This is a genomic window from Sphingosinithalassobacter sp. CS137 (assembly GCF_014334115.1).
Classification (GTDB): domain Bacteria; phylum Pseudomonadota; class Alphaproteobacteria; order Sphingomonadales; family Sphingomonadaceae; genus Sphingomonas.
Window position 1 is genome coordinate 1,382,273 of record NZ_CP060494.1, and the last position, 22,229, is coordinate 1,404,501.

Below are 22,229 nucleotides of genomic sequence, written 5' to 3' on the forward strand. Positions count from 1 at the left end.
ATTTCAAGGCATGCGCAAGGCACTTCTGCTCCCCGTGGCGACCGCGGCCGCGCTGGCACTCGCCGCCTGCGGCGAAAGCGCCCAGAACGAAACCGCCGAGGCATCCGAGGCGATCGCCGGCGACAGCGGCACGATGGGCGAAGCTGTCAACGACCTCGAAGCGGCGCAGGAAGCCGCGTTCGGCGCCGCCGAAAACGCCTATGCCGAGCCCGCCAACCTGACCGCGAACAGCGCCGAGCCGGCAGCCGACGCGACGGCCGAGTAAGCGGCGATGCGGCGCTTCGCACTGCTGCTGCTGCCGGCCGCGCTGGCGGCGTGCGGCGGCGACGAGGCCGCGCCCGGCGGCGTGAGCGCCGAAGAGGCGCAGGCGCTCAACGAAGCGGCCGAGGCACTCGACCTGAACGGCGCGACGGTATCCGAAGCGCCCCAGCCCGCGGAGGCCGAATGACCGAATTGCGCACGCTCGGCACCTCCGGGCTCGAGACGCCGCCGCTGGTGCTGGGCGGCAATGTGTTCGGCTGGACCGCCGACGAAGCGACCAGCTTCCGTATCCTCGACCGGTTCGTCGAACGCGGCGGCACGATGATCGACACCGCCGACGTTTATTCCGACTGGGCGCCCGGCCATTCGGGCGGCGAATCCGAAGCGGTGATCGGCAAGTGGCTCAAGCAATCGGGCAAGCGCGACCGTGTGCTGATCGCGACCAAGGTGGGCATGCTGGACGGCGAAGGCGGCCACGGCCTCGCCCCCGCGCGAATCGCGGCGGCATGCGAGGCATCGCTGCGGCGGCTGGGCACCGACCGGATCGACCTGTATTTCGCGCATCGCGACGATCCCGACGTGCCGCAGGAGGATGCGCTCGGCGCGTTCGGAAAGCTGATCGAGGCGGGCAAGGTGCGTGCGATCGGCGCGTCGAACTTCACGGCGGCGCGGCTGAAATCCGCGCTCGACCTGGGGCTGCGCACCAGCCTGCCGCAGTATCAGGTGCTGCAGCCCGAATATAATCTGGTCGCCCGCAGCAGCTTCGAAGGCGAGCTGCAGGATCTGTGCATCGCGCACAACATCGGCGCGGTCCCCTATTTCGCGCTCGCCTCGGGATTTCTGACCGGCAAGTATCGCAGCGAAGCCGATCTTTCGAAAAGCGTGCGCGGAGGGCGGATGAAGGCGCTGCTCGACGGACGCGGCGCCGAGGTGCTGGCGGCGATGGATGCCGTGGCCGACGAGACCGGGGCCAGCCTGGCGCAGATCGCGCTCGCGTGGCTGGCGGGGCAACCCGGCGTGAGCGCGCCGATCGCCAGCGCGACGAGCGTCGCGCAGCTCGACGAGCTGATCGGCAACTGGGACGTGGCGCTGACCGACGACCAGCGCGAACGGCTGACGGCGGCAGGGGCCTAGGCCGGGGCGGCGATGCTTTCCCGCCGCGCCCGCATCGCCGCACTCGCCCTGACGCTTCTGGCGATCGGCGCGGGCGGCGTGGGCGCGCGGTGCCTGTCGGTAGGTCAGGCGCGCTGCTCGCTCGACACGCTGTTGCACGGGGCACCCGACCTCGACGTACCCTATGCCGTCACGCGGCCCGAGGCAGTGGCTGCGATGCTCGATCTGGCCGAAGTGGGACCGGGCGATCATGTGATCGACCTGGGCACCGGCGACGGGCGCATCGCGATCGCCGCGGCGGAACGCGGCGCGACCGCGCTGGGGATCGACATCGACCCGGTGCTCGTCGCCGAGGCGCGCGGCAAGGCGCGGGAGGCCGGAGTGGCGGCGCGCACCCACTTTCTTGCGCAGGACCTGTTCGAGACGCCGCTCGGCGACGCCGATGTGGTGACGATGTTCCTGCTGCCCGAAGTCAATCAGAGGTTGCGCCCGCGGCTGCTCGCCGAACTGCGGCCGGGCGCGCATGTGGTGAGCCATGCCTTCGCCATGGGCGCGTGGCAGCCCGATGGCGAGGCGCGCGTCGGCGGATCGCGGCTCTATCATTGGGTCGTGCCGGCGCAGGTGGCGGGCCGCTGGACGCTGCGCGACGCGGCAGGCGAGCGCGCGCTGGTGCTGCGGCAGGCGTTCCAGCAGCTCGAAGGATCGCTGGACGGCGAGCCCATTGCGGGCGGGCGGCTCGACGGCGCGCGCATCGTCTTCTCGGTGGGCGAGCGGCGCTATTCGGGGACGGTCTCCGGGGGAGCGATCAGCGGCGCGGGATGGGCCGCAGCGCGCGAGCGGGAGCCGGTGGCGGGCTTGTGAAGTTGATTGCCCCGTTTCAACCCCAATTCGCGGACATACGGACCCGATGAGGCTAGCTCTCCTTCCGAGTGCGGTCGTTGCGCTCACCGGATGCAGCACGAACACGGCGTGTTACGGCTTAACTGACAGCGAGCTCCTGCAGTCCATACAGCGCGCCTACGCGGAAAGCCCGATGGCTCCTGAAATGGCGAGGAACTTTCACCTTGATGAACGACGGGTAGTTGCTGTCGAGCGGTTCGGTTCGAAGGGAGAAGACGCCCATTCAGGTATGATATTCCGTCAAGATGACGGCAATCTCGTTAGCGTTCGCCTCTTCGAGGACTGCACCTACCAAACGAGCCCCGGCTTCAAAACTGAGGATCTGAAGTACTGGGCCTATCCACTTGCGGCACCGAGCTTCTAAACTGTCTCGCATAGAGCCCTCGAACGTCCGCTTTCCACCCATCTCCACCGTTCAGCCCACTTCCCGGCAGCAGCCGCTCGCGGCGCCACGCTACTCGCCCGCATCCTCGCTCCACCAGCGCTGACGCCAGCCGGCGACGTCCGGCACGGCCCGGCCGCTGGCGTCGCGGGCCGGCTCGTACCGGAAGCGGCTGCGTGCGAGCTGGCAGGTGCGCGCATCGAGCGCCGGGCGGCCGCTAGGCTGCGCCACCGTGCAGTCCGTCACTCGGCCTTCGGCGCTGATCGAGAGGTGCAGGACGAGCGGGCGAAGCGCGGGCGAAGCGGCGTCGGCATCGAAGTCGCGAATGTTGATGCCGCCACGGACGCGGCGCGCGCGGCTGGCGAGGCCGCCGCCCGTCCCCGCCCCGCCCGCGCCGCTGCCCAGGCCGGTGCCTTCGCCACCGGCGCCCATGCCGGGGCCGGGCCGTTCGGCGGCGCCGGCGGAAGCATCGACTCCCTCGCCCGCGACCGGCGGCACGGGCCGTGGCGAGGGGACCGGCACCGGCACCTCGGGCGCAGACACCGGCGCGGGATCGGCACGCAGCGCGGGCGGCGCAGCGGCCCCTTCGAGCTGATCGGCAGGCTGTGGATCGGGAATGGCGGGCGGCGGTGGCGGCGGCGCGATATCATAGGTGGCGAGCGCAGCCTGCTCGCCCGATCCGCCCGATACGGCAAGCCCCAGCCAGATCGCGCCGAGTATCGCGGCGCCCGCCGCGCCCGCCGCAGCCGAGGCCAGGCTCCGGTCGCTTCGCGTGAGTCGCGTCATGCCTGCCCAACCCGCGAACCGTCGCGCGAGTGCCGCATCAGTCTCCGGCAAAGCCCCAGGGTGTCAGCCCCATCTCGCGCTCGTTGAGGATCACCGCACGTCCGGCGGGCGGGGCGCTGCGCTGCGGGCAATCGAGGCGGGTGCAGGCGCGGCAACCCAGGCCGACCGGAGTGGCATTGCCGCCCAGATCGACACCGCGCGCAGCCGCGAGCGTCCCCGCCTCGCCCGCTGCCAGTCCGAGCCCGACCGCGAAGCGCGCGCGGACGCCGCCGGCGCGCGTGCCCTGCGGCTGGACGCTGCGCGCGAGCGTGAACCAGCGGCTGCCGTCTTCCAGGCCGAGCAACTGAGTCACCAGTTCGGAGGGCCGGGCGAACGCTTCGAACAGATTCCATAGGGGACACAGGCCCAGCCCCTCGACGAGCGGCGAGGCGCTGGCGCCTGCATAGCGTTTCGAAACCTGGCCGGCGCGATCGGTGCGGATCATGAAGAAAGGCAGGCCGCGCGCGCCGACCCGCTGAAGCGTGGTAAGGCGATGTGCGACTTGCTCGAACCCCGCGCCGAACCGCCGCTGGAGCAGTTCGGTATCATAGCCCGTGCCTTCGCATGCGCGCAGGAAACGGGCGTAGGGCATCATCACCGCGGCAGCGAAATAGCCGGTGAGATGGCGGCGGAAGAGCCGCTCGGCAGTGCGATCGGCATGCGCGGCACCGCGCACCAGCGCGTCGATTTCGCCACGCGCCTCGCCCGCCAGCTGCTGCGCAAGCGCGAAGCTGCGCGAGGCGGAATCGAGCAGTTCGGAGAGCTGGAGCTGGCGCGCATGCAGATCGAGCCGCTTCAGCCGATCGGGCATCACCTCGACAGGCAGGATGCGGACCGAGAGCTGGTGCTTCACGCGCAGCCGCTCGGCCATCGCGCCGTAGAGATCGCCCGCACCGAGCCGCAGCTCGTCGGCGAGCGCTTCGGCCGCGGCGTCGAGATCGGCGAAATGGTTGCGCCAGCGCTCGACTTCATGGCGGACGGCGGCGGCGGGATCGGGCGCGGCATCCGGCGCCGCCCCGCCCTTCCCCGCCCGATCAAAGGCACGGGCGAATGCCTCGGCTCCGCCCGGCGCGCCGGCGAGCCACTCCTCCACCTCGGCGCGATCGATCTCGAGATCGGCGAACAGCGGATCGGCGAGCCGGCGGCGGATCGCGTCGGCACCGCCCCCCGGCTCGCTGGCGGCAAGCGTGCGCGGATCGAAATCGAAGCTTTCGGCGAGACGGAGCAGCAGCGTCGCCGACAGCGGCCGCTGGTTGCGCTCGACGAGATTGAGATAGCTGGGAGAGAGGCCCAGCGTTTCGGCCATGGCGGCCTGAGTGAGCCCCGCACCGCGACGGAGGCGGCGCACGGCATGTCCGGCGAAGAGCTTGGGATCGGCCATTCCGGCGTTGTAAATGCCTTTACAGGTTTACACAACCATTGCGGAACGCGGCGACAGCACCACGCGGTTCGCGGCCGTTTACCCGTGCCTTTGGGAGCGGCCAGCCATTATTCACTGCATAGCACAGCGGCAAATACCGCACAAAACTGTAAAGGACTCCACAATGGCGACTTTCGAAGACCTCGTCCCCGCACCCGCCGGCCGTTTCGACGGCATCACGCGCCCCTATAGCGCGGACGATGTGGCGAAGCTGCGCGGATCGGTCGCCATCGAACATACGCTGGCGCGCAAGGGTGCGCTCAAGCTGTGGGACCTGCTCAAGAGCGAGGATTACATCAACGCACTCGGCGCGCTTTCGGGCAACCAGGCGATGCAGATGGTCCGCGCCGGGCTGAAGGCGATCTATCTGTCCGGCTGGCAGGTCGCGGCGGATGCGAACACCGCGGGCCAGATGTATCCCGACCAGTCGCTCTATCCCGCCAATGCGGGCCCCGAACTGGCGCGCAAGATCAACGCCACGCTCCAGCGCGCCGATCAGGTCGAGCATTCGGAAGGCGGCGCCAGCCGCGACTGGTTCGCGCCGATCGTCGCCGATGCCGAAGCAGGCTTCGGCGGCCCGCTCAACTGCTTCGAGATCATGAAGGCCTATATCGCCGCGGGCGCGGCAGGCGTACATTATGAGGACCAGCTCGCTTCCGAAAAGAAGTGCGGCCATCTGGGCGGCAAGGTGCTGATCCCGACGCAGGCGCATATCCGCAACCTCGACAGCGCGCGTCTCGCCGCCGACGTGAGCGGCGTGCCGACGATCATCTGCGCCCGCACCGACGCCGAAAGCGCCAAGCTGATCACCAGCGACATCGACGAGCGCGATCACGAGTTCCTGACCGGCGAGCGGACGGCCGAAGGCTTCTATCGCCTGAAGGAAGGCACCGGCGTCGACCACTGCATCAAGCGCGGGCTGGCGTTCGCCGAGCATGCCGATCTGCTGTGGTGGGAGACGAGCAAGCCCAATCTGGACGACGCGCGCCGCTTCGCCGAAGCGATCAAGAAGGAATATCCCAACAAGATGCTGGCGTACAATTGCTCGCCCAGCTTCAACTGGGAGGCGAATCTGGACAAGGACGACATCGCCCGCTTCCAGCGCGAGATCGGCGCGATGGGGTACAAGTTCCAGTTCGTGACGCTCGCCGGCTTCCACCAGCTCAACTACGGCATGTTCGAGCTGGCCCGCGGCTACAAGGATCGCGGCATGGCGGCGTACAGCGAGCTGCAGCAGGCCGAATTCGGCGCGGAGAAGGACGGATACACCGCGACTCGCCACCAGCGCGAAGTGGGCACCGGCTATTTCGATATGGTCGCCCAGGCGGTCGCCGGCGGCGAGAGCTCGACCACCGCGCTCGCCGAATCGACCGAAGCGGCCCAGTTCAAGAAGGAGGCGGCAACCGCCTGAATCCCTTTCAAGTCAGCGTAGGAGCAACACCATGGAACACCCACCGCAACGCGCCCGTGCCGTTTTTTCGACCGAGGACTTCCAGGTCCTGCGCGCGGCGATCGCCGACTATCTGCCCAAGGTGGCGGACAAGCCGGAATCGGTGAAGGTGGCGGCGCTCTACCACCGGCTCGGCCGGCTGACCTGAACCAGCTTTCCTGGGGAGGAAAGGATGCCCGTCGGTGCCCCGCACCGGCGGGCATTTTCGTGGCTGCGTCCGATAGATGTCGGAATCCTCGCTCGGTCGGCTAATCTCCACTCATGGAAGAAGCCGATTATCGCGGGATGACCCTGAACGAGCGCCTGTTCGCCGCCGGTAAGCTCGATGCGTTCGATGCGGCAGTCGCAGAGCGTGATTTCGATCGACTCATCGGTCTGCTCGCCTCGGTGCATGTCACCGAGCCCGAAGCAGTTGCGCAGACTTTGCTGGCCCTCGGCTACGAATGCTGGTTCTGCGGGCAGGCCATTGCGGTCGGAGAAGACCGGGCGATTGCAATCGGGCTTTCTCCCCTAGGAGTGGAAGAAGCCAGCGCACCGCATCAGGTGATCTATGCACATTTCGATTGCGCTGCAGCGAACATGAAGGGCTCGCGGCACCGGCTCGAGGGCGACACCCTGTTCGCGAGCGAGGAATAGAAAGAGCGGGGAGAGGCCGCTTTCAAACCAATGCTATACGCTCGCGAAACCAGTCGGCAAGCGCCGCTTCCTCGAGCTCTCCTGCCGCAAGCGCCAGCATCGTGCGAATGGCATCGGCCTTGTCGAAGGCGATTTCCACGCCATTGAGTCGCAGGAACAGCCGCGCCATCACCCAGGCGGTGCGCTTGTTGCCGTCGGCGAAGGGATGGTTGCGCGCGATGCCATAGGCATAGGCGGCAGCCAGCGCGCAAAGATCAGCTTCGCCATAGGCGAATTTGTTCTGCGCGCGCAGAATGGCGGACTCGAGAAGGCCGGCGTCCTTCACCCCTGCCAGTCCACCGTGTTCGGCGAGCTGCCGGTCGTGCACTGCCTTCGCCACGTCCGCGCCCAGGAAGCGCGGCTGAGACGGCATCGTCACCGCGCCAGCACGGCGAGGATGTCACGATCCTCGCGCATGATCTCCTCGGCCGCGGTCATCGCCTCGACGAAGTCGGGGTCCGCGGCAGTGAGCGTGACGCCGTTCGGACCCTCCGTCAGGAACAGTTCGTCGCCCAGCTCGACTCGCAGGCGCGCGAGGACTTCCTTCGGCAGGATCACGCCGGTCGAATTGCCGATCTTGATGAGCTTCAGCGGCTTGGTCATACGGATGTTATAACGGAGGTTCGCGGTTCGCGCCAGTCTCGGCAAGGCGCTCGATCCGCGCGTCATGCTCGGTGCGGCCGAAGGGGAAGCGGCGGTAGAAGAGCGCCGCGCCGAAGCCGAGCCCCATGTAGAGCAGCGCGAAGATCAGCGTCAGCCGATCGATCGTCGCTTCGGGCACCGCGCCGGGATCGGCCGCTTCGGGAAAGCCCGCCGCGGTAAGGATCAGGCCGGCGGCGAAAATGCCCAGCCCGCTGGTGCATTTCTGGACGAAGAAGGCGCCGGCGAAGAACACGCCTTCGGAGCGGCGGCCGGTGTGCACCTCGCTATGCTCCACCACGTCCGCCATCATCGAGGCACCGAGGATGGTCGAGGAGATGCCGCACGCCGCGTTGATGGTGAAGATACCGAACAGCAGCGGCAGCATCCACGGATCGCCCGGTGCCGGAAACAGCCCCGCCAGCCGCAGCAGATAGGGCGAGGCGAGCAGACAGGCGGCGGCGATCATGAAGCTCATCGCCGCGACCGGCTTGCCGATGCGCCGCGCGATCCGCGGGGCGACGAAAAAGGCGATCATCGCGCCGGCGAACAGCACGCCGGCGAGCAGCTGAAAGGCATAGGCCTCGAACCGCCAGACATAGGCGTAGAGATAGTTGGACAGCGCGAAGCTGACGCCCTGCGCCGTATAATAGCAGAGCCCCGCCCCCATCAGCACCGCGAAGGCACGGTTGCGGATCGTTTCGCCCAGCTCGCGGAAATTGTCGGCCAGCGTCTGGCGATCGCGCATCGCCGGCCGCGGCAGGCGGGCGATCTCGTGATGCGTTCCGCGCGCCGAGACCAGGATCGCCACCACCATCGCGATGCCGCTGGCGATCGCCAGGCCGACATAGCCGCCGCGGTTGAGCAGCCCGCTTTCCTGCCCGGGCTCGGGCGCCAGGAAGATGGTGTAGGAGACGATCAGCATGCCGAGCCCGCCCGCCCATCCGAACAGATAGCGATAGGCCATGATCCGGGTGCGATCGTCGTAATCGGCGGTGAGCTCGGCGCTGAGCGCCTGGCTGGGCACTTCATAGGCGGAGATCGCGCTGCGCACGAGCACCGACATGGCGAAGACCCAGAACAGCATCCCGCCCTGCGACCATTCGGGCGGGTTCCACAGCAAGAGCCAGAACATCAGGATCGGAAAGGCCGAGGCATACATCCAGGGATGCCGTCGCCCCCAGCGCGTGCGCGTGCGGTCCGAAAGAAAACCGATCGCGGGATCGACGAACGCGTCGAGGATCAGCGCGCACATGATCGCGAAGCCCACTTCGGCGGCGGGCAGCCCCAGCACCTGATTGTAGAACAGCAGGAGGAAGGTGGAGAAGGCGAAATCCTTCACCCCATAGGCGATCGTGCCGAAGCCGTAGGCAAGCGTGGTCCCGGTCGCGAGGCGGCGGGCAGGCGGAACGCCCGCCGGGCGAAGGAGTTCGGGCATCGTCTCTCCAGCAGCGTGTTTGTTGCGCAGCATAGAAGCCGCCGGAGGCCGGTCAATCACCGCAGTTTGGAAAAACGGGTATGCCCCGGCTTGTTCGAGGCGCGCTCGCGCGCTAGCGAGCATGGCAGGACTGCGCGCCGTTCGAAGGCGCGGGACGGAAGAGAGGACGCCATGGCGCTGGACCCCGAAACCTTCGACGCCCTGATCGACACGATCCGCCGGTTCGTCGCCGAACGGCTGCGCCCGCTGGAGGCGCAGGTCGAGGCGGACGATGCGATTCCCGACGCCGTCATCGAGGAGATGAAGGCGATGGGCCTGTTCGGCCTGTCGATCGCCGAGGAATATGGCGGGCTGGCGCTGACGATGGCCGAGGAATGCAGGGTGGCGATCGAGCTGGGCCGCACGACGCCTGCGTTCCGCTCGGCGTTCGGGACCAATGTCGGCATCGGCAGCCAGGGGCTGGTGATGGCCGGCACCGACGCGCAGAAGGCACAGTGGCTGCCACGGATCGCGAGCGGCGAGATCGTCACGAGCTTCGCGCTGACCGAGCCCGACGTCGGATCCGATTCGGGCGCGGTGAAGGCGCGCGCAGTGAAGGAGCCCGGATCAGGGTCCGGGCCAGGGGGCGACGTCTATCGGCTCTCGGGCACCAAGCGCTACATCACCAATGCGGACAAGGCCGACCTGTTCACGGTGATGGCGCGGACCAGCGACGATCCGGGCGCACGCGGCGTCTCGGCATTCCTCGTCCCGCGCGACCTGCCCGGCGTCTCGGTGGGCGAAGCCGAGAAGAAGATGGGGCAGAAGGGCGCGAAAGTGGCCGACGTCACCTTCGACGACGTGCCCGTTCCCGCCGCGAACCGCCTGGGCGCCGAGGGCGAGGGCTTCAAGATCGCGATGCGCGTGCTCGATCGCGGGCGGCTGCATATTTCGGCGGTGTGCGTGGGCGTGGCCGAACGACTGATCGCCGATTGCGTCGCCTATGCCAGCGAGCGCGTCCAGTTCGGCAAGCCGATCGCCGAACACCAACTGATCCAGGCGATGATCGCCGATTCGAAGACCGAGGCGCTGGCGGCAAAGGCACTGGTGCTCGAAACCGCGGCGAAGAAGGACGCGGGCGAAAATGTGGTGATGGAATCGGCCGCATCGAAGCTCTTCGCGTCCGAGATGGTGGGCCGAGTCGCCGATCGCGCGGTGCAGATCTTCGGCGGCGCGGGCTATATCGCCGACTATGGGATCGAGCGGCTCTATCGCGACGTGCGGCTGTTCCGCATCTACGAAGGCACGACACAGATCCAGCAGCTGATCGTCGCGCGCGAAACGCTGAAGCGCGGCGGCTGAACCGAGGGAGAGAGACTATGGACGTCAATTCGCTGTTCCGGCTGGACGGCAAGATCGCGCTCGTCACCGGCGGGTCGCGCGGCATCGGGCGGATGATCGCCGAGGGCTTCGTCGCTTCGGGCGCGAAGGTCTATGTCAGCTCGCGCAAGGCCGAGGCGTGCCAGGAAACCGCCGACGAGCTGGGCGAGAATTGCATTGCGCTGCCGCAGGACGTCTCGACGGTGGAAGGCTGCAAGGCGCTCGCCGCGCAGCTCGCCGAGCGCGAGGACGAGCTCGACATCCTGGTCAACAACGCCGGCGCGGCCTGGGGCGAGCCGTTCGACAGCTTCCCCGAAAGCGGTTGGGACAAGGTGATGGACCTCAACGTCAAATCGCCCTTCTTCCTGACGCAGGCGCTGCACGGCATGCTGAAGGCCGCCGCGAGCGAGGATCGTCCGGCCAAGGTGATCAACATCACTTCGATCGACGGTCAGCGCGTGAACCCGTGGGAGACCTACAGCTATCAGGCGTCGAAGGCGGCGCTGATCCACCTGACGCGGCGGATGGCGGCGCGGCTGATCGAGGACCAGATCGTCGTCAGCTCGCTCGCCCCCGGCGCCTTTCCGAGCAACATGAACAAGGTTGCGCGCGACCATGGCGACCAGGTCGCCAAGCGGCTCCCGGCCGGCCGGGTCGGCCAGGACGAGGACATGGCGGGCGCCGCCATCTATCTCGCCAGCCGCGCGGGCGACTATGTGGTGGGCGAGACGCTGACGGTCGACGGCGGCGTGGTGAATGCGAACCTGACGAGCAGCATCGACAGCTAAGAGCGGCACGGGCGAGCCCCGGCGCGCCCTGCGCCGGCGGCCCGCACGCGCTGCCGTCTAACGCGCGATGCCGCCCGCCGCGAGCACCGCCAGCGTCACCAGCTCGCTGGCGCTCGAAGTCATCGCCGCGACCTGGATCGGCTTTTCCATGCCGATCAGCATCGGGCCGATGGTGGCGTCGCCGCCCAGTTCGCGGAGCAGCTTGGCCGAGATGTTCGCCGACTGGAGCCCAGGCATGATCAGCACGTTCGCGGGGCCGGACAGGCGGGCGAAGGGATAGTTGGCGAGCTGGCGCGGGTTGAGTGCGACGTCGGGCGCCATTTCGCCTTCATATTCGAAGCCCGGCGCCTGCTCGTCGAGCACCTTCACCGCGGCACGGATATTGTCGAGCCAGCGGCCTTCGGGATTGCCGAAGGTGGAGTAGCTGAGGAAGGCGACTCGCGGTTCGTGGCCCATCCGCCGCGCCACCTGCGCCGCGCCGACCGCGATCTGCGCCAGTTCCTCGCCCGAGGGGCGCTCGTTGACGGTAGTGTCGGCGATGAAGACGGTGTGCGACTGGCCGACCAGCACGTGCATGCCGAACGAAGTGCGATCGGGCTCCTCGTCGATCACGCGGCGGATCTGGCGCATCGTCTCGGCGTAGGTGCGGGTGATGCCGGTGAGCATCACATCGCCTTCGCCGAGCTGGAGCAACAGCGCGCCGAAGATGTTGCGATCCTGATTGACCATCCGCTCGCAATCGCGGCGCAGATAGCCGCGCCGCTGGAGCCGGGCATAGAGGAAATCGACCATCTGCGGCACCAGCGGCGAATTGCGGCTGTTGTGCAGCTCGAACTCGTTCGGATTCGCGCCCAGTGCCTCGAGCCGCTCGTGCACGCTTTCGCGGCCGACGAGCACGGGCGTGCCATAGCCGCCTTCCTTGAACGCGATCGCGGCGCGCAGGACGACTTCCTCCTCGCCCTCGGCGAAGATCACGCGCTTGGGATTGGCGCGCGCGCCCTCATAGGCGAGCGTCAGCACCGAAGTCGTCGGATTGAGCCGGCCGCGCAGCGTCTGGCGATAGGCGTCCATGTCCTCGATCGCCTTGGTGGCCACGCCCGAATCCATCGCCGCCTGAGCGACCGCGGCCGGCACGATTTCCATCAGCCGCGGGTCGAACGGCGCAGGGATGATGTAATCGGGTCCGAAGCTGTGCTGGACGCCATAGGCCGTCGCCACTTCCTCGGGCACCTGCTGCCGCGCGAGCTGGGCCAGCGCCTCGGCGGCGGCGACCTTCATCGCATCGTTGATCGTCGTCGCGCGCACGTCGAGCGCGCCGCGGAAGATGAAGGGGAAGCCGAGCACGTTGTTGACCTGGTTCGGATAGTCCGACCGGCCGGTCGCGATGATCACGTCGGGGCGCGCGCGCTTCGCTTCGGGCGGCGTGATCTCCGGATCGGGATTGGCCATCGCGAACACGATCGGCCGCGGCGCCATCTTCGCCAGCAGCTCGGCCGGCAGCGCGCCCGCCGCCGAGAGGCCCATGAACACGTCGGCCCCTTCGAGCGCATCGGCGAGGCTTCGCCGATCGGTCTCGGCGGCATGCGCCGACTGCCACTGGTTCACGCCCTCGCGGCCGCGCCAGATCACACCGGTCCGATCGAGCATCAGCAGATTGTCCTGCGGCAGCCCCATCGCCTTGATCAGATCGGCGCAGGCGATCGCCGCGGCACCCGCGCCGTTCATCACCACCTTGGTCGCCTTGATGTCGCGCCCGGTGAGGTGCAGCGCGTTGATGAGCCCCGCCGCAGCGATGATCGCGGTGCCGTGCTGATCGTCGTGGAAGACGGGAATGTTCATGCGCTCGCGCAGCGTCTGTTCGATGACGAAGCACTCGGGGCTCTTGATGTCCTCGAGATTGATGCCGCCGAAGCTGGGTTCGAGCAGCTCGACCGCATCGATGAAGCGATCGACGTCCTCGGTCTTGAGCTCGAGATCGATCGAATCGACGTCGGCGAAGCGCTTGAACAGCACCGCCTTGCCTTCCATCACCGGCTTGGAGGCAAGCGCACCCAGATTGCCGAGGCCCAGGATGGCAGTGCCGTTCGAGATGACGGCGACGAGATTGCCCTTGGCGGTATAGTCATAGGCCTTGCCGGGATCCTCCGCGATCGCGCGCACCGGCACGGCCACGCCGGGCGAATAGGCGAGCGCCAGATCGCGCTGGGTGCTCATCGGCTTCGACGCGATGATCTCGATCTTGCCGGGCCGCCCCTCTGAGTGGAACAGCAGCGCTTCGCGTTCGGAAAATTCGACGTTGCTGCCTTCGTTCATCGCTTGCCACTCACCCTGGTTTCTCGGCGCCTCGCGTCTCCGGATGGGCTTGTTCCGAGGTCCGCCGCTCCGCATAAGCCCTGTCCCCGGCTCTTGCGGCACGGGACATGCCGGAACAAGACCGGCAGGACGTTTTTTTGCTCGCTGGACGCTACGTACGCCATGGCCGACGCCCCCGCCCCCACGCCGATGATGGCGCAATATCTGGCGCTGAAGGCCGAGGCGGAGGATTGCCTGCTGTTCTATCGCATGGGCGATTTTTTCGAGCTGTTCTTCGAGGATGCGAAGATCGCCAGCGCCTGCCTCGACATCGCGCTCACCGCGCGCGGCGAGCATGAGGGCGCGAAGATCCCGATGTGCGGCGTGCCGGTGCATTCGGCCGAAGCCTATCTCGCCCGGCTGATCAAGGCGGGGCATCGGGTGGCGATCGCCGAACAGGTCGAAACCCCCGAGGAAGCGAAGAAGCGCGGCGGATCCAAGGCGCTCGTCGCGCGCGCGATCGTGCGCGTCGTGACGGCGGGCACGCTGACCGAGGAAGCGCTGCTCGACAGCCGCGCCGCCAACTGGTGCGCAGCCGTGGGCGAAGCGGGTGGCGAAGTCGCGATCGCCTGCGCCGACATTTCGACCGGCCGGTTCGAAGTGATCGAATGCGGCGCCGAGCGGTCGGCGGCCGAGCTCGCGCGGATCGCCCCCGCGGAAACGATCGCTTCCGAGGCATCGGAACTGAGCGAACTGGCGACGACCCTGCGCCCCCGCGCCGAGTTCGACAGCACGCGCGGCGAAGCGCGGCTCAAGACGCTGTTCGGCGTGGCGACGCTCGACGGCTTCGGCAGTTTCAGTCGTGCCGGGCTGGCCGCCGCCGGCGGGCTGGTCGCCTATTTCGATCACACCGCCAAGGGCGCCCTGCCCTTTCTGCGCCCGCCGCGCGTCAGCCGCACCGACGCCTGCATGGCGATCGACGCGGCGACACGCGAAAGCCTGGAGCTGACGGTGAGCGCGAGCGGCAGCCGCAAGGGCAGCCTGCTCGACGCGGTCGATCGCACCGTCACCGGCGCGGGCGCGCGGATGCTGGGAGCCGACATCGCCGCGCCGCTGATGGACCGCGCCGCGATCGAGGCGCGGCTCGCGCTCGTCCGGCGATTTCACGACGATGCGGGGCTGCGCGACGCGGTTCGCGCGGCTCTGCGCGCGCTGCCCGACATCGGCAGGGCGCTCGGCCGGCTCGCCGCCGGGCGCGGCGGTCCGCGTGACCTGGGGCAGTTGCGCGACGGACTCGACGGGGCATGGCGGCTGGGCGAACGGCTGGACGGCGCCGCGGACCGCCCGCCGCTGCTCGATGGGCTGACACCGCTGCTGCGCGGCCATGGCGCGCTGATCGACCTGCTCCAGCGCGCGCTGGTTCCCGATCCGCCGGTCGATGCCGCGAGCGGCGGCTTCGTCGCGGAAGGCTATGACGCCGCGCTCGACGATCTGCGCGACACCGGCGCGGGCGGACGGCGGGCGATGGCGCGGCTGGAGGCCGAATATCGCGAGCGGACCGGCATTGCCGGGCTCAAGATCAAGCACAATGGCGTGCTTGGCTATCACATCGAAGTGCCGGCCAAGGCCGCCGACCGGCTGATGGCGCAGGATTCCGGCTTCACCCATCGGCAGACGCTGGCCGGCGTGGTGCGCTTCAACGCGCCCGAGCTGCACGATCTGGCGCTGAAAGTGACTCAGGCGGGCGCGCATGCGCTGGCCGCCGAGGCGGCGCATCTGGAGGAGCTGACCGGCGCGGCGATCGACCGGCGCGAGGCGATCGCGGCGACCGCGGATGCACTGGCCCGGATCGACGTGTCGGCCGCGCTCGCCGAGCGGGCGGCGGAAGGCGGCTGGGCATCCCCCGCGCTGGTCGATCACGCCTGTTTCGAAGTCGAGGGGGGGCGGCATCCGGTCGTCGAGGCGGCGCTGGCGCGATCGGGCGAGCGATTCGTCGCGAACGACTGCCGCCTTTCGGAAGACTCGCGGCTCTGGCTGGTCACCGGACCCAACATGGGCGGCAAATCGACCTTCCTGCGCCAGAACGCACTGATCGCGGTGCTGGCGCAGGCGGGCAGCTATGTTCCGGCGACACGCGCGACGCTGGGGCTGGTCGACCGGCTGTTCAGCCGGGTCGGCGCTTCGGACAATCTGGCGCGCGGGCGATCGACCTTCATGGTCGAGATGGTCGAGACCGCGGCGATTCTGGCGCAGGCGGGCCCACGCAGCTTCGTGATCCTCGACGAAGTGGGGCGCGGCACCAGCACCTATGATGGCCTCGCGATCGCCTGGGCGGTGGTCGAGGCGATCCATGAGGAGAACCGCTGCCGCTGCCTGTTCGCGACGCATTACCACGAGCTGACGCGGCTGGCGGAGCGCTGCGAGGCGCTGAGCCTGCACCATGTGCGCGCGCGCGAGTGGAAGGGCGAGCTGGTGCTGCTCCACGAGGTGGCCGAGGGGCCGGCCGACCGCAGCTATGGTCTGGCGGTGGCGCGGCTGGCGGGGATGCCGCCGATCACGATCAAGCGCGCGAAGGCGGTGCTCGACAAGCTCGAAGCGGGGCGCGAGAAGACCGGCGGGCTGGCCGCGGGGCTCGACGACCTGCCGCTGTTCGCGGCCGCCGCCGAGCAGGAGGAGGAACAGGTCGATGCGCTGCGCGCCGAGCTCGACGCGCTCGACGTCGATGCGCTCAGCCCGCGCGAGGCGCTCGACACGCTCTACCGGCTCAAGCGGCTGACGCAGGAATAGGCGTGGGCTCGGGTTCGGGCTCGAGCATCGTGTAGACGATCGGCCGCCGCACCCGGAAGCCGAGCGCCGCATAGAGCCGAACGGCGGGATTATCGGCAAAGCAGTGCAGGAACACTGCCTCGCCGCGCGCGAGGCTGCGTTCGATCAGCACGCGCATCAGCGCCTCGGCAAAGCCGTGCCCGCGCCATTCGGGATCGGTGCAGACCGCGCTCACTTCGGTGAAGCCCGGCAGCTTAAGCCGCTCGCCCGCCATCGCCACCAGCCGCCCGTCCCGGCGGACACCGACGAAATCGCCCATCCGGTGGGTGTTGGCGGAAAAGGGACCCGGGCGGGTACGCTCGGCGAGAGCGCGCATCTGGGGCGCGTGGGCGTCGCCCAGCGCGATCCAGTCGATCGGAGCGCGCTTGGCGGGAGGCAGCGGTGCATCGAGCAGCATCTGATCGAGGCTGGCCTGGAGCGCGATTCGCGTTTCCGGCAGCGGCGGCGGCGGATCGGCTTCGACGAGGCCGATCGCACCGTCGGCCGGTACGAGCGCGCGCAACGCCGCGGTCGCCGCCGCGCCCGCATTCGCCGCGGCGGCGAAGATGCTGATGTCCGCTCGAAAGCGCCGGGCGAGTGCATCGCCTTCGGCAAGGGCGGCATGACGCGTGGCGAGCGCGTTCCAGACGGGGCGATCGAGTGGGTGCGAGTCGGGCATGGCGGCTTCATGCCCCGGCGCGAAGGGCCGCACATCCCGGAATCTGCGTTCGAACTGCGGCGTCGCGCAGCTTGCGTCGGGCGGCGCAGGCCGCGAAAGAGAGCCGCATGACTGCCGACGACCTCATCGACCGCTTCCTGGCCGCACTGCTGCGGGCGCATGGCGGGACGAAGCACCGCTGGCGAACGGTGCTGGGGCAGGTGCGAGTCTACAGCCGCCAGACCCATCCCCATTGCAACTGGTCGATCACACCGGGCGGGACGGCGGCGGAGAACGCCGCGGTAGAGGCGCTCGCCGATCGCATGCGCAGCGAGTATCCCATCATCGGGACCTGAAGGGGAAGGCGACATGCGACGGTTGATCCCATCGGCGGCGATCGCGCTCGGGCTGCTCGCGGCGGCATGCACGCCGGCACCGAACGCACCCACGCTCGCGCACCTCCCGGCGCTGAACGGCGACTATTTCCCGCTGACGTCCACGGCGACGGGGCGGACCTATCATGTCTATGTGCGGCTGCCCGAAGCCTATGCCGAGACGCCGGACGTGCACTATCCGACCGTCTATCTTCTCGACGGCGATTCGACCTTTCCGCTGCTCGCGCCGCAGCATCTGTTCCTCGGCTATGACGACGCCATCCCCGAGGCGATCGTCGTCGGCATCGCCTATGGCGGCTTCGGCGAGGTGAACAAGCGCGGGATCGACTTCATGCCGCCTGGCAGCGCGGCCGAAGCCGGCGCGCCGGCATTTCAGGCGATGCTGAAGGACGAACTGCTCCCGCGTATCGAGGCGCGCTACCGCGCCGATCCGGCGCGCCGCATCCTCGTCGGCCAGTCACGCGGCGGCGCGTTCGTGCTCTATTCGGCGTTCACCGATCCCGATCTCTTCTGGGGCCGGATCGCGAGCAATCCGGCGCTGCCGCCCACCACCGACTTCTTCCGGGGACCGCCCGCGCCCGCCCAGCGGCAGGACCTGACGCTCGCCGTGGTGAACGGCACGCGCGATTCGGCGCGGCTCCGCCCGCACACCCAGGCATGGTTCGCCCATTGGCGCGGGCGACCGGCGCCGTGGAGACTCCACGCGATCGACCTCGACGGCGGCACTCATGCCGCCGATCTGCCCAACGCCTATCGGCTGGGGCTGCACGCGATCTTCGATGCCGAGGACGAGGCGCGCGATTGATCGACCTGGAGGAAATCGTCGCCGGCATCGCCGCCGAAATGGCGCAGGCGCCCGAGCGCGGCGTGCCGGCCGGCTATATCGCGCCGCTCGCCGCCGTCGATCCGGCTCGGTTCGGTATCGCGATCGTGACTGCCGACGGCCGCGAGTTCGCGGGCGGCGACGGCGACATGGCCTTTTCGATCCAGTCGATCTCGAAAGTGTTCGCGCTCACGCTGGCGCTGGGCGTGGCCGGCGACCAGCTGTGGACCCGGGTCGGAGTCGAACCCTCGGGCACTGCGTTCAATTCGATCGTCCAGCTCGAGCATGAACAGGGCATTCCCCGAAACCCGTTCATCAATGCGGGCGCGATCGTCGTCACCGACGTGCTGCTCGGCCGGCACGAGCCGCGCGAGGCGATCGGCGAGATGCTGCGGTTCGTGCGGATGCTGGCCGGCGACAAGGACATTTTCGTCGACGAGACCGTCGCGCGGGCGGAAGAGGAGACCGGGTTTCGCAACCTGGCGCTCGCCAATTACATGCGCGCCTTCGGGAATCTGCGGCGGCCGGTCGAGCAGGTACTCGGCGTCTATTTCCATCATTGCGCGCTGGCGATGAGCTGTCGCCAGCTCGCCCGGGCGGGCCGCTATCTGATGACCGGCGGGCGTCACCCCGAGACCGGGCACAGCATCGTCTCCGCCCGGCGCGCGCGGCGCATCAACGCGCTGATGCTCACCTGCGGCCATTACGACGGATCGGGTGAATTCGCCTTTCGCGTGGGCCTGCCCGGCAAATCGGGTGTGGGCGGAGGGATCCTGACGATCGTGCCCGGAGTAGCGAGCATCGCGGTCTGGTCGCCCGGGCTCAACGAGCGCGGGAACTCGCAGCTCGGCACCTTCGCGCTGGAGCGGCTGGTGCATCGCACCGGCTGGTCGATCTTCGATCCGCGGCCCGGCTGACCGCGGCTCCGGTTGGTCACAGCACGCGATCCTGCTATGAAGCTGGCGCCTTGCCGATACGGCCGCATCCGCTTCGGCCGCTTCCAGCGTAGTTCGACTGCGCCATCGGCAGTTCGGGCGCCACTCGGCCGCCTCTGCACGCAATGCGGCGGCGCTTTGTCGTGGCCGATCCGATCAGAATGAAACAGGGGGAGCCGAATGTCAGAGCGCGCCATCGTCGAGAACGATTCCGAGCCCAAGGCCAATATGGACGCGATCTATGTCCAGCCCGACCCGCGCGCCTATTTCCGTGAGCTGGCCAAGGTCGATTATACCATCCCCGATCTGGCCAAGCCGATCTTCCGTCGGCTTGTCGAGGCGCTCTCCGAACGCCGGGCGATACCGCTACAGGCACTCGATCTGGGCTGTTCCTACGGCGTCAACGCCGCGTTGCTGAAGCACGATCTCTCGATGGAGGATCTTCGCCAGCACTGGACGCGCGGAGCGCTGGCCCATGCGACTGCGAAGGAAATCGTCGAGGCGGATCGCGAGTTCTTCGGCGAGGACAGGGCCGACAACGATATTGCCGTCATCGGGCTGGACCAATCCGAACCCGCTATCGCCTTTGCCGAGGAAGCGGGACTGCTGGAAAGCGGAATGGCAGTCGATCTGGAGAATGTCCCCTTGCCGGCGATCATCGCCGAAAAGCTGGCCGGCACCGATCTGGTGCTGTCCACCGGCGCGGTCGGCTATATCACCGAACAGACCTTCGGAAAGCTGTTGCCGGCGATCACGCGCGACAGCACGCCGTGGATCGCCAATTTCGTGCTCCGGATGTTCCCTTTCGACGCCATCGCCGAAACGCTCGCGCAATGGGGCTATGTCACCGAAAAGCTGGAGGGGCGCACTTTCGTGCAGCGCAGCTTCGTTTCCGACGGCGAACAGGCCCGCGTGATCGCGGCGCTGGAGAAGCTGGGGATCGACGCCGCCGGCCTCGAGAGCGAGGGCCAGCTTCACGCGGAATTCTTCCTGTCGCGTCCGCGTGACGAAGCCGAGGCGCTTCCGCTCGAACGGCTGCTCGCAGACTGAGATCCCCCTCGAAATGAAAGAGGCTGCCGGATCCCGCAGGACCCGGCAGCCTCGAACATGGTCAGCGGCCGGAAGCTCCAGCCCGGGAGACCATGCGGGCCGCGCGCTCGCGGCGGTGAAGACCTTGATCGGGAAAGGAGCTTCCCGGCCTTCAGCTAGCCGGAGCGACTAGCGGCGCGTCTCCCGAACGAACTGAACCGACCCCATTGCTGAACCATGAGACATCGGATCACCTCCTTTCGCTAGTTAAAGACAGGGCGTGCCACGTCGGACACGCGCGAATCTTGAATCACCGCGACTCGCAGAACAAGTCTTGTTTTGCAGGCCGTTCTGTAGGAATCTGGAGTTCTGCGCGTCGAACCGGGCGGTCAGCCCTCGACGCAGCCACCGAGCGCGCGGCCGATCGCGGCATCCCCCGGCATCACCAGCAGCGATTCCTCGCCGATCGCGACGCCCAGACGCGCCGTTTCCCGCGCCAATGTCCGCACGAACGGCGCACCGGCCGTCAGCACTGATTCGACCTGCGGAAGCTGCGTTCCGCTCCGCCGCGCGTCGAGCGTCACCGAGCCGTCGTCGGCGACGAGGCGCATCGTCGCGGCATCGTCTTCCAACCTGCCCGAGCGCAGGAAATGCACCTGCCCCGCCTGCGCGTCGCAGCGGATCGTGAAGACGGCCTCGCTGGCAGGTGGGCCGAACAGCGCCGCGGCTTCGCCATCCCTCTCGCGGAAGAACCAGCTGCCCATCGCCAGCGGAGCATTCTCCAGTTCGGGAGCGGGCGACGTCTGCGCCGGTCCGGCGGGCGCAGGCCCACCCGCATCGCCCGCCAACCGGCTTTCCTCGCCAGCGGGGTCAGAGCCAGCGCCGCAAGCGGCAACGAGCAGAAACGCTGCTGTCGCCGCCGCGCGCATCACAGGCGGCAATCCTCTGCGACGCGCAACACCTCGGCCCAGGCCGGGATCACCAGCGGCCGCATGGTCGCGGTCTCGACGATGAAGCGGCCACGGCTGAACCCCATCGCGTCGAGCACCGGATCGCGCGGATCGAGCGCCACCGCCAGATAGTCGGGCTCACCGCCGGTCGGCAGCGCAGTCATCGGCTGCAGCATGCTGGAAGTGCGGATCGTGAGCGGCAGCCCGCCTGCCCCCGCCGTGCCGCGGCGCGAGAGATAGACGCGCCCCGCCGCGCGATCGCAGCGGATGGTGAGTTCGGCATCACCGCCAGGCTGGCCATAGAGTGCGACGCTGCCCCGCTCGTCGCGACGATAGTCCCAGGTGCCGGGAGTGAGCGCCCAGTCGCGCCAGTCGCCGGTCGGCAGATCGGCGACCGGGGCGGGCGCAGGCGCAGGCGCCGGGGCGGGCACCGGCACAGGCGGTGCCGAGGGGGGAATCACCGTCGGCGAACAGCCGGTGCAGGTCACCAAGGCGACGATCGAGGCAGCGGCGGCGAGGCCGACGGAGGGAAACAGACGGCGCATGGCGTGCCTTATGCGCGATCCGCCCGCGCCGCTCAACACGCGATCAGGCGCTTTTGATATGCAACCGCTTCAGATGCGGATGGAGCACCGCCTCCTCCATCGCGATGCACGCGGCGAGCTGGCTCAGAACCAGCCGCGTTTCCGCCTGAAATTCCCGCCATTCGCGCGTGATCCGGGCCACCGGCCACTGCTGGACATAGCGGCGGAAGCTCTCGGCGGTTTCCCCATGCTCCTGGCGGAACCGCCACGCGGCAGCGATTGCGGCTCCATCGCCCGAAACGACCAGCCGTTCATAGACCTGGCGATCGCCGTTCGCGCAATGGTCGAGCAGCGCGGCTGCCATGTTCCAGCGGACAGCCGCCACGGCTGCCGCATCGGGCACGGCCGCATCGACGATGCGCGCCAGACGCGCGGCAGCGTCCTCAAGCTCCCGATGTTCGAAAAAATGCTTCTCAATCAGTTGCATAAATCCCCGCACGGCTTGGTTCGTCCCAAGCATCGCGGGGCTGAATGAGTCCTTAAGAAGAGGCGAAAAAGGCTATGCGCG

24 protein-coding genes are annotated in these 22,229 nt (G+C 68.4%); 14 read left to right on the forward strand and 10 right to left on the reverse strand.

Annotation, left to right across the window (positions count from 1 at the left end; all coding sequences use genetic code 11):
- Window positions 1-10: 10 nt before the first annotated feature.
- From H7V21_RS06820 to H7V21_RS06835, 4 genes are read left to right on the forward strand one after another with little or no spacing between them, the layout of a single operon-like run.
- Window positions 11-265: a hypothetical protein gene (locus tag H7V21_RS06820; RefSeq protein ID WP_188056077.1), complete on the forward strand. Its 255-nt coding sequence runs from the start codon at window positions 11-13 to the stop codon at window positions 263-265.
- Between the two features lie 6 nt (window positions 266-271).
- Window positions 272-448: a hypothetical protein gene (locus H7V21_RS06825; protein ID WP_188056078.1), complete on the forward strand. Its 177-nt coding sequence runs from the start codon at window positions 272-274 to the stop codon at window positions 446-448.
- Entirely contained in the window at window positions 445-1,395 is a 951-nt protein-coding gene (locus H7V21_RS06830; protein ID WP_188056079.1) for an aldo/keto reductase, read from the forward strand. The genes H7V21_RS06825 and H7V21_RS06830 overlap by 4 nt, the downstream gene beginning before the upstream one ends.
- A 12-nt stretch (window positions 1,396-1,407) precedes the next feature.
- Window positions 1,408-2,235 (forward strand): class I SAM-dependent methyltransferase, encoded by an 828-nt coding sequence (locus tag H7V21_RS06835; protein ID WP_188056080.1) that lies wholly within the window; start codon window positions 1,408-1,410, stop codon window positions 2,233-2,235.
- Window positions 2,236-2,728: 493 nt separating this feature from the next.
- On the opposite strand, the gene H7V21_RS06840 is transcribed toward H7V21_RS06835, so the two are convergent.
- Both H7V21_RS06840 and H7V21_RS06845 read right to left on the reverse strand, forming a co-directional pair.
- Window positions 2,729-3,442: an energy transducer TonB gene (locus tag H7V21_RS06840; protein ID WP_188056081.1), complete on the reverse strand. Its 714-nt coding sequence runs from the start codon at window positions 3,440-3,442 to the stop codon at window positions 2,729-2,731.
- A 37-nt stretch (window positions 3,443-3,479) separates the two neighbouring features.
- The gene (locus H7V21_RS06845; RefSeq protein WP_188056082.1) at window positions 3,480-4,862 is read right to left on the reverse strand and encodes a short-chain fatty acyl-CoA regulator family protein; all 1,383 of its coding nucleotides are present in this window, start codon (window positions 4,860-4,862) and stop codon (window positions 3,480-3,482) included.
- A gap of 163 nt (window positions 4,863-5,025) precedes the next feature.
- On the opposite strand from H7V21_RS06845, the gene aceA reads away from it, so the two are divergent.
- The 3 genes from aceA to H7V21_RS06860 all read left to right on the forward strand — a co-directional run bounded on the left by aceA (window position 5,026) and on the right by H7V21_RS06860 (window position 6,987).
- Window positions 5,026-6,312: an isocitrate lyase gene (gene aceA / locus H7V21_RS06850; protein WP_188056083.1), complete on the forward strand. Its 1,287-nt coding sequence runs from the start codon at window positions 5,026-5,028 to the stop codon at window positions 6,310-6,312.
- 31 nt (window positions 6,313-6,343) lie between these two features.
- Window positions 6,344-6,499, forward strand: coding sequence for a hypothetical protein (locus H7V21_RS06855; RefSeq protein WP_188056084.1), 156 nt, complete (start codon window positions 6,344-6,346; stop codon window positions 6,497-6,499).
- 113 nt (window positions 6,500-6,612) lie between these two features.
- The gene (locus H7V21_RS06860) at window positions 6,613-6,987 is read left to right on the forward strand and encodes a hypothetical protein (protein ID WP_188056085.1); all 375 of its coding nucleotides are present in this window, start codon (window positions 6,613-6,615) and stop codon (window positions 6,985-6,987) included.
- Window positions 6,988-7,009: 22 nt separating this feature from the next.
- On the opposite strand, the gene H7V21_RS06865 is transcribed toward H7V21_RS06860, so the two are convergent.
- The 3 genes from H7V21_RS06865 to H7V21_RS06875 are packed head-to-tail and all read right to left on the reverse strand — an operon-like array spanning window position 7,010 to window position 9,103.
- On the reverse strand, window positions 7,010-7,399 hold the full coding sequence (locus H7V21_RS06865) for a type II toxin-antitoxin system death-on-curing family toxin (protein WP_188056086.1): 390 nt from the start codon (window positions 7,397-7,399) through the stop codon (window positions 7,010-7,012).
- Between the two features lie 2 nt (window positions 7,400-7,401).
- Entirely contained in the window at window positions 7,402-7,629 is a 228-nt protein-coding gene (locus tag H7V21_RS06870) for an AbrB/MazE/SpoVT family DNA-binding domain-containing protein (protein WP_188056087.1), read from the reverse strand.
- Window positions 7,630-7,636: 7 nt separating this feature from the next.
- Window positions 7,637-9,103 carry an MFS transporter gene (locus tag H7V21_RS06875; protein ID WP_188056088.1) on the reverse strand — a complete coding sequence of 489 codons (1,467 nt, stop codon included), beginning with the start codon at window positions 9,101-9,103 and terminating at the stop codon, window positions 7,637-7,639.
- Window positions 9,104-9,274: 171 nt separating this feature from the next.
- Between H7V21_RS06875 and H7V21_RS06880 the strand changes: the two genes are divergently transcribed.
- Window positions 9,275-10,444, forward strand: a complete 1,170-nt coding sequence (locus tag H7V21_RS06880; protein WP_188056089.1) for an acyl-CoA dehydrogenase family protein — start codon at window positions 9,275-9,277, stop codon at window positions 10,442-10,444.
- 17 nt (window positions 10,445-10,461) lie between these two features.
- Window positions 10,462-11,250, forward strand: coding sequence for an SDR family oxidoreductase (locus H7V21_RS06885; protein ID WP_188056090.1), 789 nt, complete (start codon window positions 10,462-10,464; stop codon window positions 11,248-11,250).
- 57 nt (window positions 11,251-11,307) lie between these two features.
- Here the strand turns inward: H7V21_RS06885 and H7V21_RS06890 are convergent, their stop codons facing one another.
- Entirely contained in the window at window positions 11,308-13,563 is a 2,256-nt protein-coding gene (locus H7V21_RS06890) for an NADP-dependent malic enzyme (RefSeq protein WP_188056091.1), read from the reverse strand.
- A gap of 189 nt (window positions 13,564-13,752) precedes the next feature.
- Here H7V21_RS06890 and mutS point away from each other — a divergent pair, with 189 nt between their 5' ends.
- Window positions 13,753-16,329: a DNA mismatch repair protein MutS gene (mutS, locus tag H7V21_RS06895; RefSeq protein ID WP_188056402.1), complete on the forward strand. Its 2,577-nt coding sequence runs from the start codon at window positions 13,753-13,755 to the stop codon at window positions 16,327-16,329.
- Here the strand turns inward: mutS and H7V21_RS06900 are convergent.
- Entirely contained in the window at window positions 16,307-17,026 is a 720-nt protein-coding gene (locus H7V21_RS06900) for a GNAT family N-acetyltransferase (protein WP_188056092.1), read from the reverse strand. The genes mutS and H7V21_RS06900 overlap by 23 nt on opposite strands.
- 107 nt (window positions 17,027-17,133) lie before the next feature.
- Between H7V21_RS06900 and H7V21_RS06905 the strand changes: the two genes are divergently transcribed.
- The 4 genes from H7V21_RS06905 to H7V21_RS06915 all read left to right on the forward strand — a co-directional run bounded on the left by H7V21_RS06905 (window position 17,134) and on the right by H7V21_RS06915 (window position 20,208).
- Window positions 17,134-17,361 (forward strand): hypothetical protein, encoded by a 228-nt coding sequence (locus H7V21_RS06905; RefSeq protein WP_188056093.1) that lies wholly within the window; start codon window positions 17,134-17,136, stop codon window positions 17,359-17,361.
- A gap of 13 nt (window positions 17,362-17,374) precedes the next feature.
- Window positions 17,375-18,205 carry an alpha/beta hydrolase gene (locus H7V21_RS15840; RefSeq protein ID WP_262504042.1) on the forward strand — a complete coding sequence of 277 codons (831 nt, stop codon included), beginning with the start codon at window positions 17,375-17,377 and terminating at the stop codon, window positions 18,203-18,205.
- Between the two features lie 38 nt (window positions 18,206-18,243).
- Window positions 18,244-19,140: a glutaminase gene (locus H7V21_RS06910; protein WP_262504072.1), complete on the forward strand. Its 897-nt coding sequence runs from the start codon at window positions 18,244-18,246 to the stop codon at window positions 19,138-19,140.
- A 198-nt stretch (window positions 19,141-19,338) separates the two neighbouring features.
- Complete coding sequence (locus tag H7V21_RS06915) at window positions 19,339-20,208, forward strand: class I SAM-dependent methyltransferase (RefSeq protein WP_188056095.1); 870 nt, start codon at window positions 19,339-19,341, stop codon at window positions 20,206-20,208.
- Window positions 20,209-20,576: 368 nt separating this feature from the next.
- On the opposite strand, the gene H7V21_RS06920 is transcribed toward H7V21_RS06915, so the two are convergent.
- The 3 genes from H7V21_RS06920 to H7V21_RS06930 all read right to left on the reverse strand — a co-directional run bounded on the left by H7V21_RS06920 (window position 20,577) and on the right by H7V21_RS06930 (window position 22,148).
- Window positions 20,577-21,035 (reverse strand): hypothetical protein, encoded by a 459-nt coding sequence (locus tag H7V21_RS06920; RefSeq protein ID WP_188056096.1) that lies wholly within the window; start codon window positions 21,033-21,035, stop codon window positions 20,577-20,579.
- Between the two features lie 80 nt (window positions 21,036-21,115).
- Entirely contained in the window at window positions 21,116-21,682 is a 567-nt protein-coding gene (locus H7V21_RS06925; protein ID WP_188056097.1) for a hypothetical protein, read from the reverse strand.
- 43 nt (window positions 21,683-21,725) lie between these two features.
- Window positions 21,726-22,148 carry a hemerythrin domain-containing protein gene (locus tag H7V21_RS06930; protein WP_188056098.1) on the reverse strand — a complete coding sequence of 141 codons (423 nt, stop codon included), beginning with the start codon at window positions 22,146-22,148 and terminating at the stop codon, window positions 21,726-21,728.
- Window positions 22,149-22,229: the final 81 nt, after the last annotated feature.

Bases quoted from the DNA above. Each gene is read 5' to 3' on its own strand.
- H7V21_RS15840 (WP_262504042.1), top strand. From the start codon at position 17,375: ATGCGACGGTTGATCCCATCGGCGGCGATCGCGCTCGGGCTGCTCGCG.
- H7V21_RS06905 (WP_188056093.1), top strand. From the start codon at position 17,134: ATGACTGCCGACGACCTCATCGACCGCTTCCTGGCCGCACTGCTGCGG.
- H7V21_RS06890 (WP_188056091.1), bottom strand. From the start codon at position 13,563: ATGAACGAAGGCAGCAACGTCGAATTTTCCGAACGCGAAGCGCTGCTG.
- H7V21_RS06820 (WP_188056077.1), top strand. From the start codon at position 11: ATGCGCAAGGCACTTCTGCTCCCCGTGGCGACCGCGGCCGCGCTGGCA.
- H7V21_RS06835 (WP_188056080.1), top strand. From the start codon at position 1,408: ATGCTTTCCCGCCGCGCCCGCATCGCCGCACTCGCCCTGACGCTTCTG.
- H7V21_RS06860 (WP_188056085.1), top strand. From the start codon at position 6,613: ATGGAAGAAGCCGATTATCGCGGGATGACCCTGAACGAGCGCCTGTTC.
- H7V21_RS06845 (WP_188056082.1), bottom strand. From the start codon at position 4,862: ATGGCCGATCCCAAGCTCTTCGCCGGACATGCCGTGCGCCGCCTCCGT.
- H7V21_RS06880 (WP_188056089.1), top strand. From the start codon at position 9,275: ATGGCGCTGGACCCCGAAACCTTCGACGCCCTGATCGACACGATCCGC.
- H7V21_RS06870 (WP_188056087.1), bottom strand. From the start codon at position 7,629: ATGACCAAGCCGCTGAAGCTCATCAAGATCGGCAATTCGACCGGCGTG.
- H7V21_RS06910 (WP_262504072.1), top strand. From the start codon at position 18,244: ATGGCGCAGGCGCCCGAGCGCGGCGTGCCGGCCGGCTATATCGCGCCG.
- H7V21_RS06865 (WP_188056086.1), bottom strand. From the start codon at position 7,399: ATGCCGTCTCAGCCGCGCTTCCTGGGCGCGGACGTGGCGAAGGCAGTG.
- H7V21_RS06830 (WP_188056079.1), top strand. From the start codon at position 445: ATGACCGAATTGCGCACGCTCGGCACCTCCGGGCTCGAGACGCCGCCG.
- H7V21_RS06840 (WP_188056081.1), bottom strand. From the start codon at position 3,442: ATGACGCGACTCACGCGAAGCGACCGGAGCCTGGCCTCGGCTGCGGCG.
- H7V21_RS06925 (WP_188056097.1), bottom strand. From the start codon at position 21,682: ATGCGCCGTCTGTTTCCCTCCGTCGGCCTCGCCGCCGCTGCCTCGATC.
- H7V21_RS06825 (WP_188056078.1), top strand. From the start codon at position 272: ATGCGGCGCTTCGCACTGCTGCTGCTGCCGGCCGCGCTGGCGGCGTGC.
- H7V21_RS06885 (WP_188056090.1), top strand. From the start codon at position 10,462: ATGGACGTCAATTCGCTGTTCCGGCTGGACGGCAAGATCGCGCTCGTC.
- H7V21_RS06915 (WP_188056095.1), top strand. From the start codon at position 19,339: ATGTCAGAGCGCGCCATCGTCGAGAACGATTCCGAGCCCAAGGCCAAT.
- H7V21_RS06855 (WP_188056084.1), top strand. From the start codon at position 6,344: ATGGAACACCCACCGCAACGCGCCCGTGCCGTTTTTTCGACCGAGGAC.
- H7V21_RS06900 (WP_188056092.1), bottom strand. From the start codon at position 17,026: ATGCCCGACTCGCACCCACTCGATCGCCCCGTCTGGAACGCGCTCGCC.
- H7V21_RS06875 (WP_188056088.1), bottom strand. From the start codon at position 9,103: ATGCCCGAACTCCTTCGCCCGGCGGGCGTTCCGCCTGCCCGCCGCCTC.
- mutS (WP_188056402.1), top strand. From the start codon at position 13,753: ATGATGGCGCAATATCTGGCGCTGAAGGCCGAGGCGGAGGATTGCCTG.
- aceA (WP_188056083.1), top strand. From the start codon at position 5,026: ATGGCGACTTTCGAAGACCTCGTCCCCGCACCCGCCGGCCGTTTCGAC.
- H7V21_RS06930 (WP_188056098.1), bottom strand. From the start codon at position 22,148: ATGCAACTGATTGAGAAGCATTTTTTCGAACATCGGGAGCTTGAGGAC.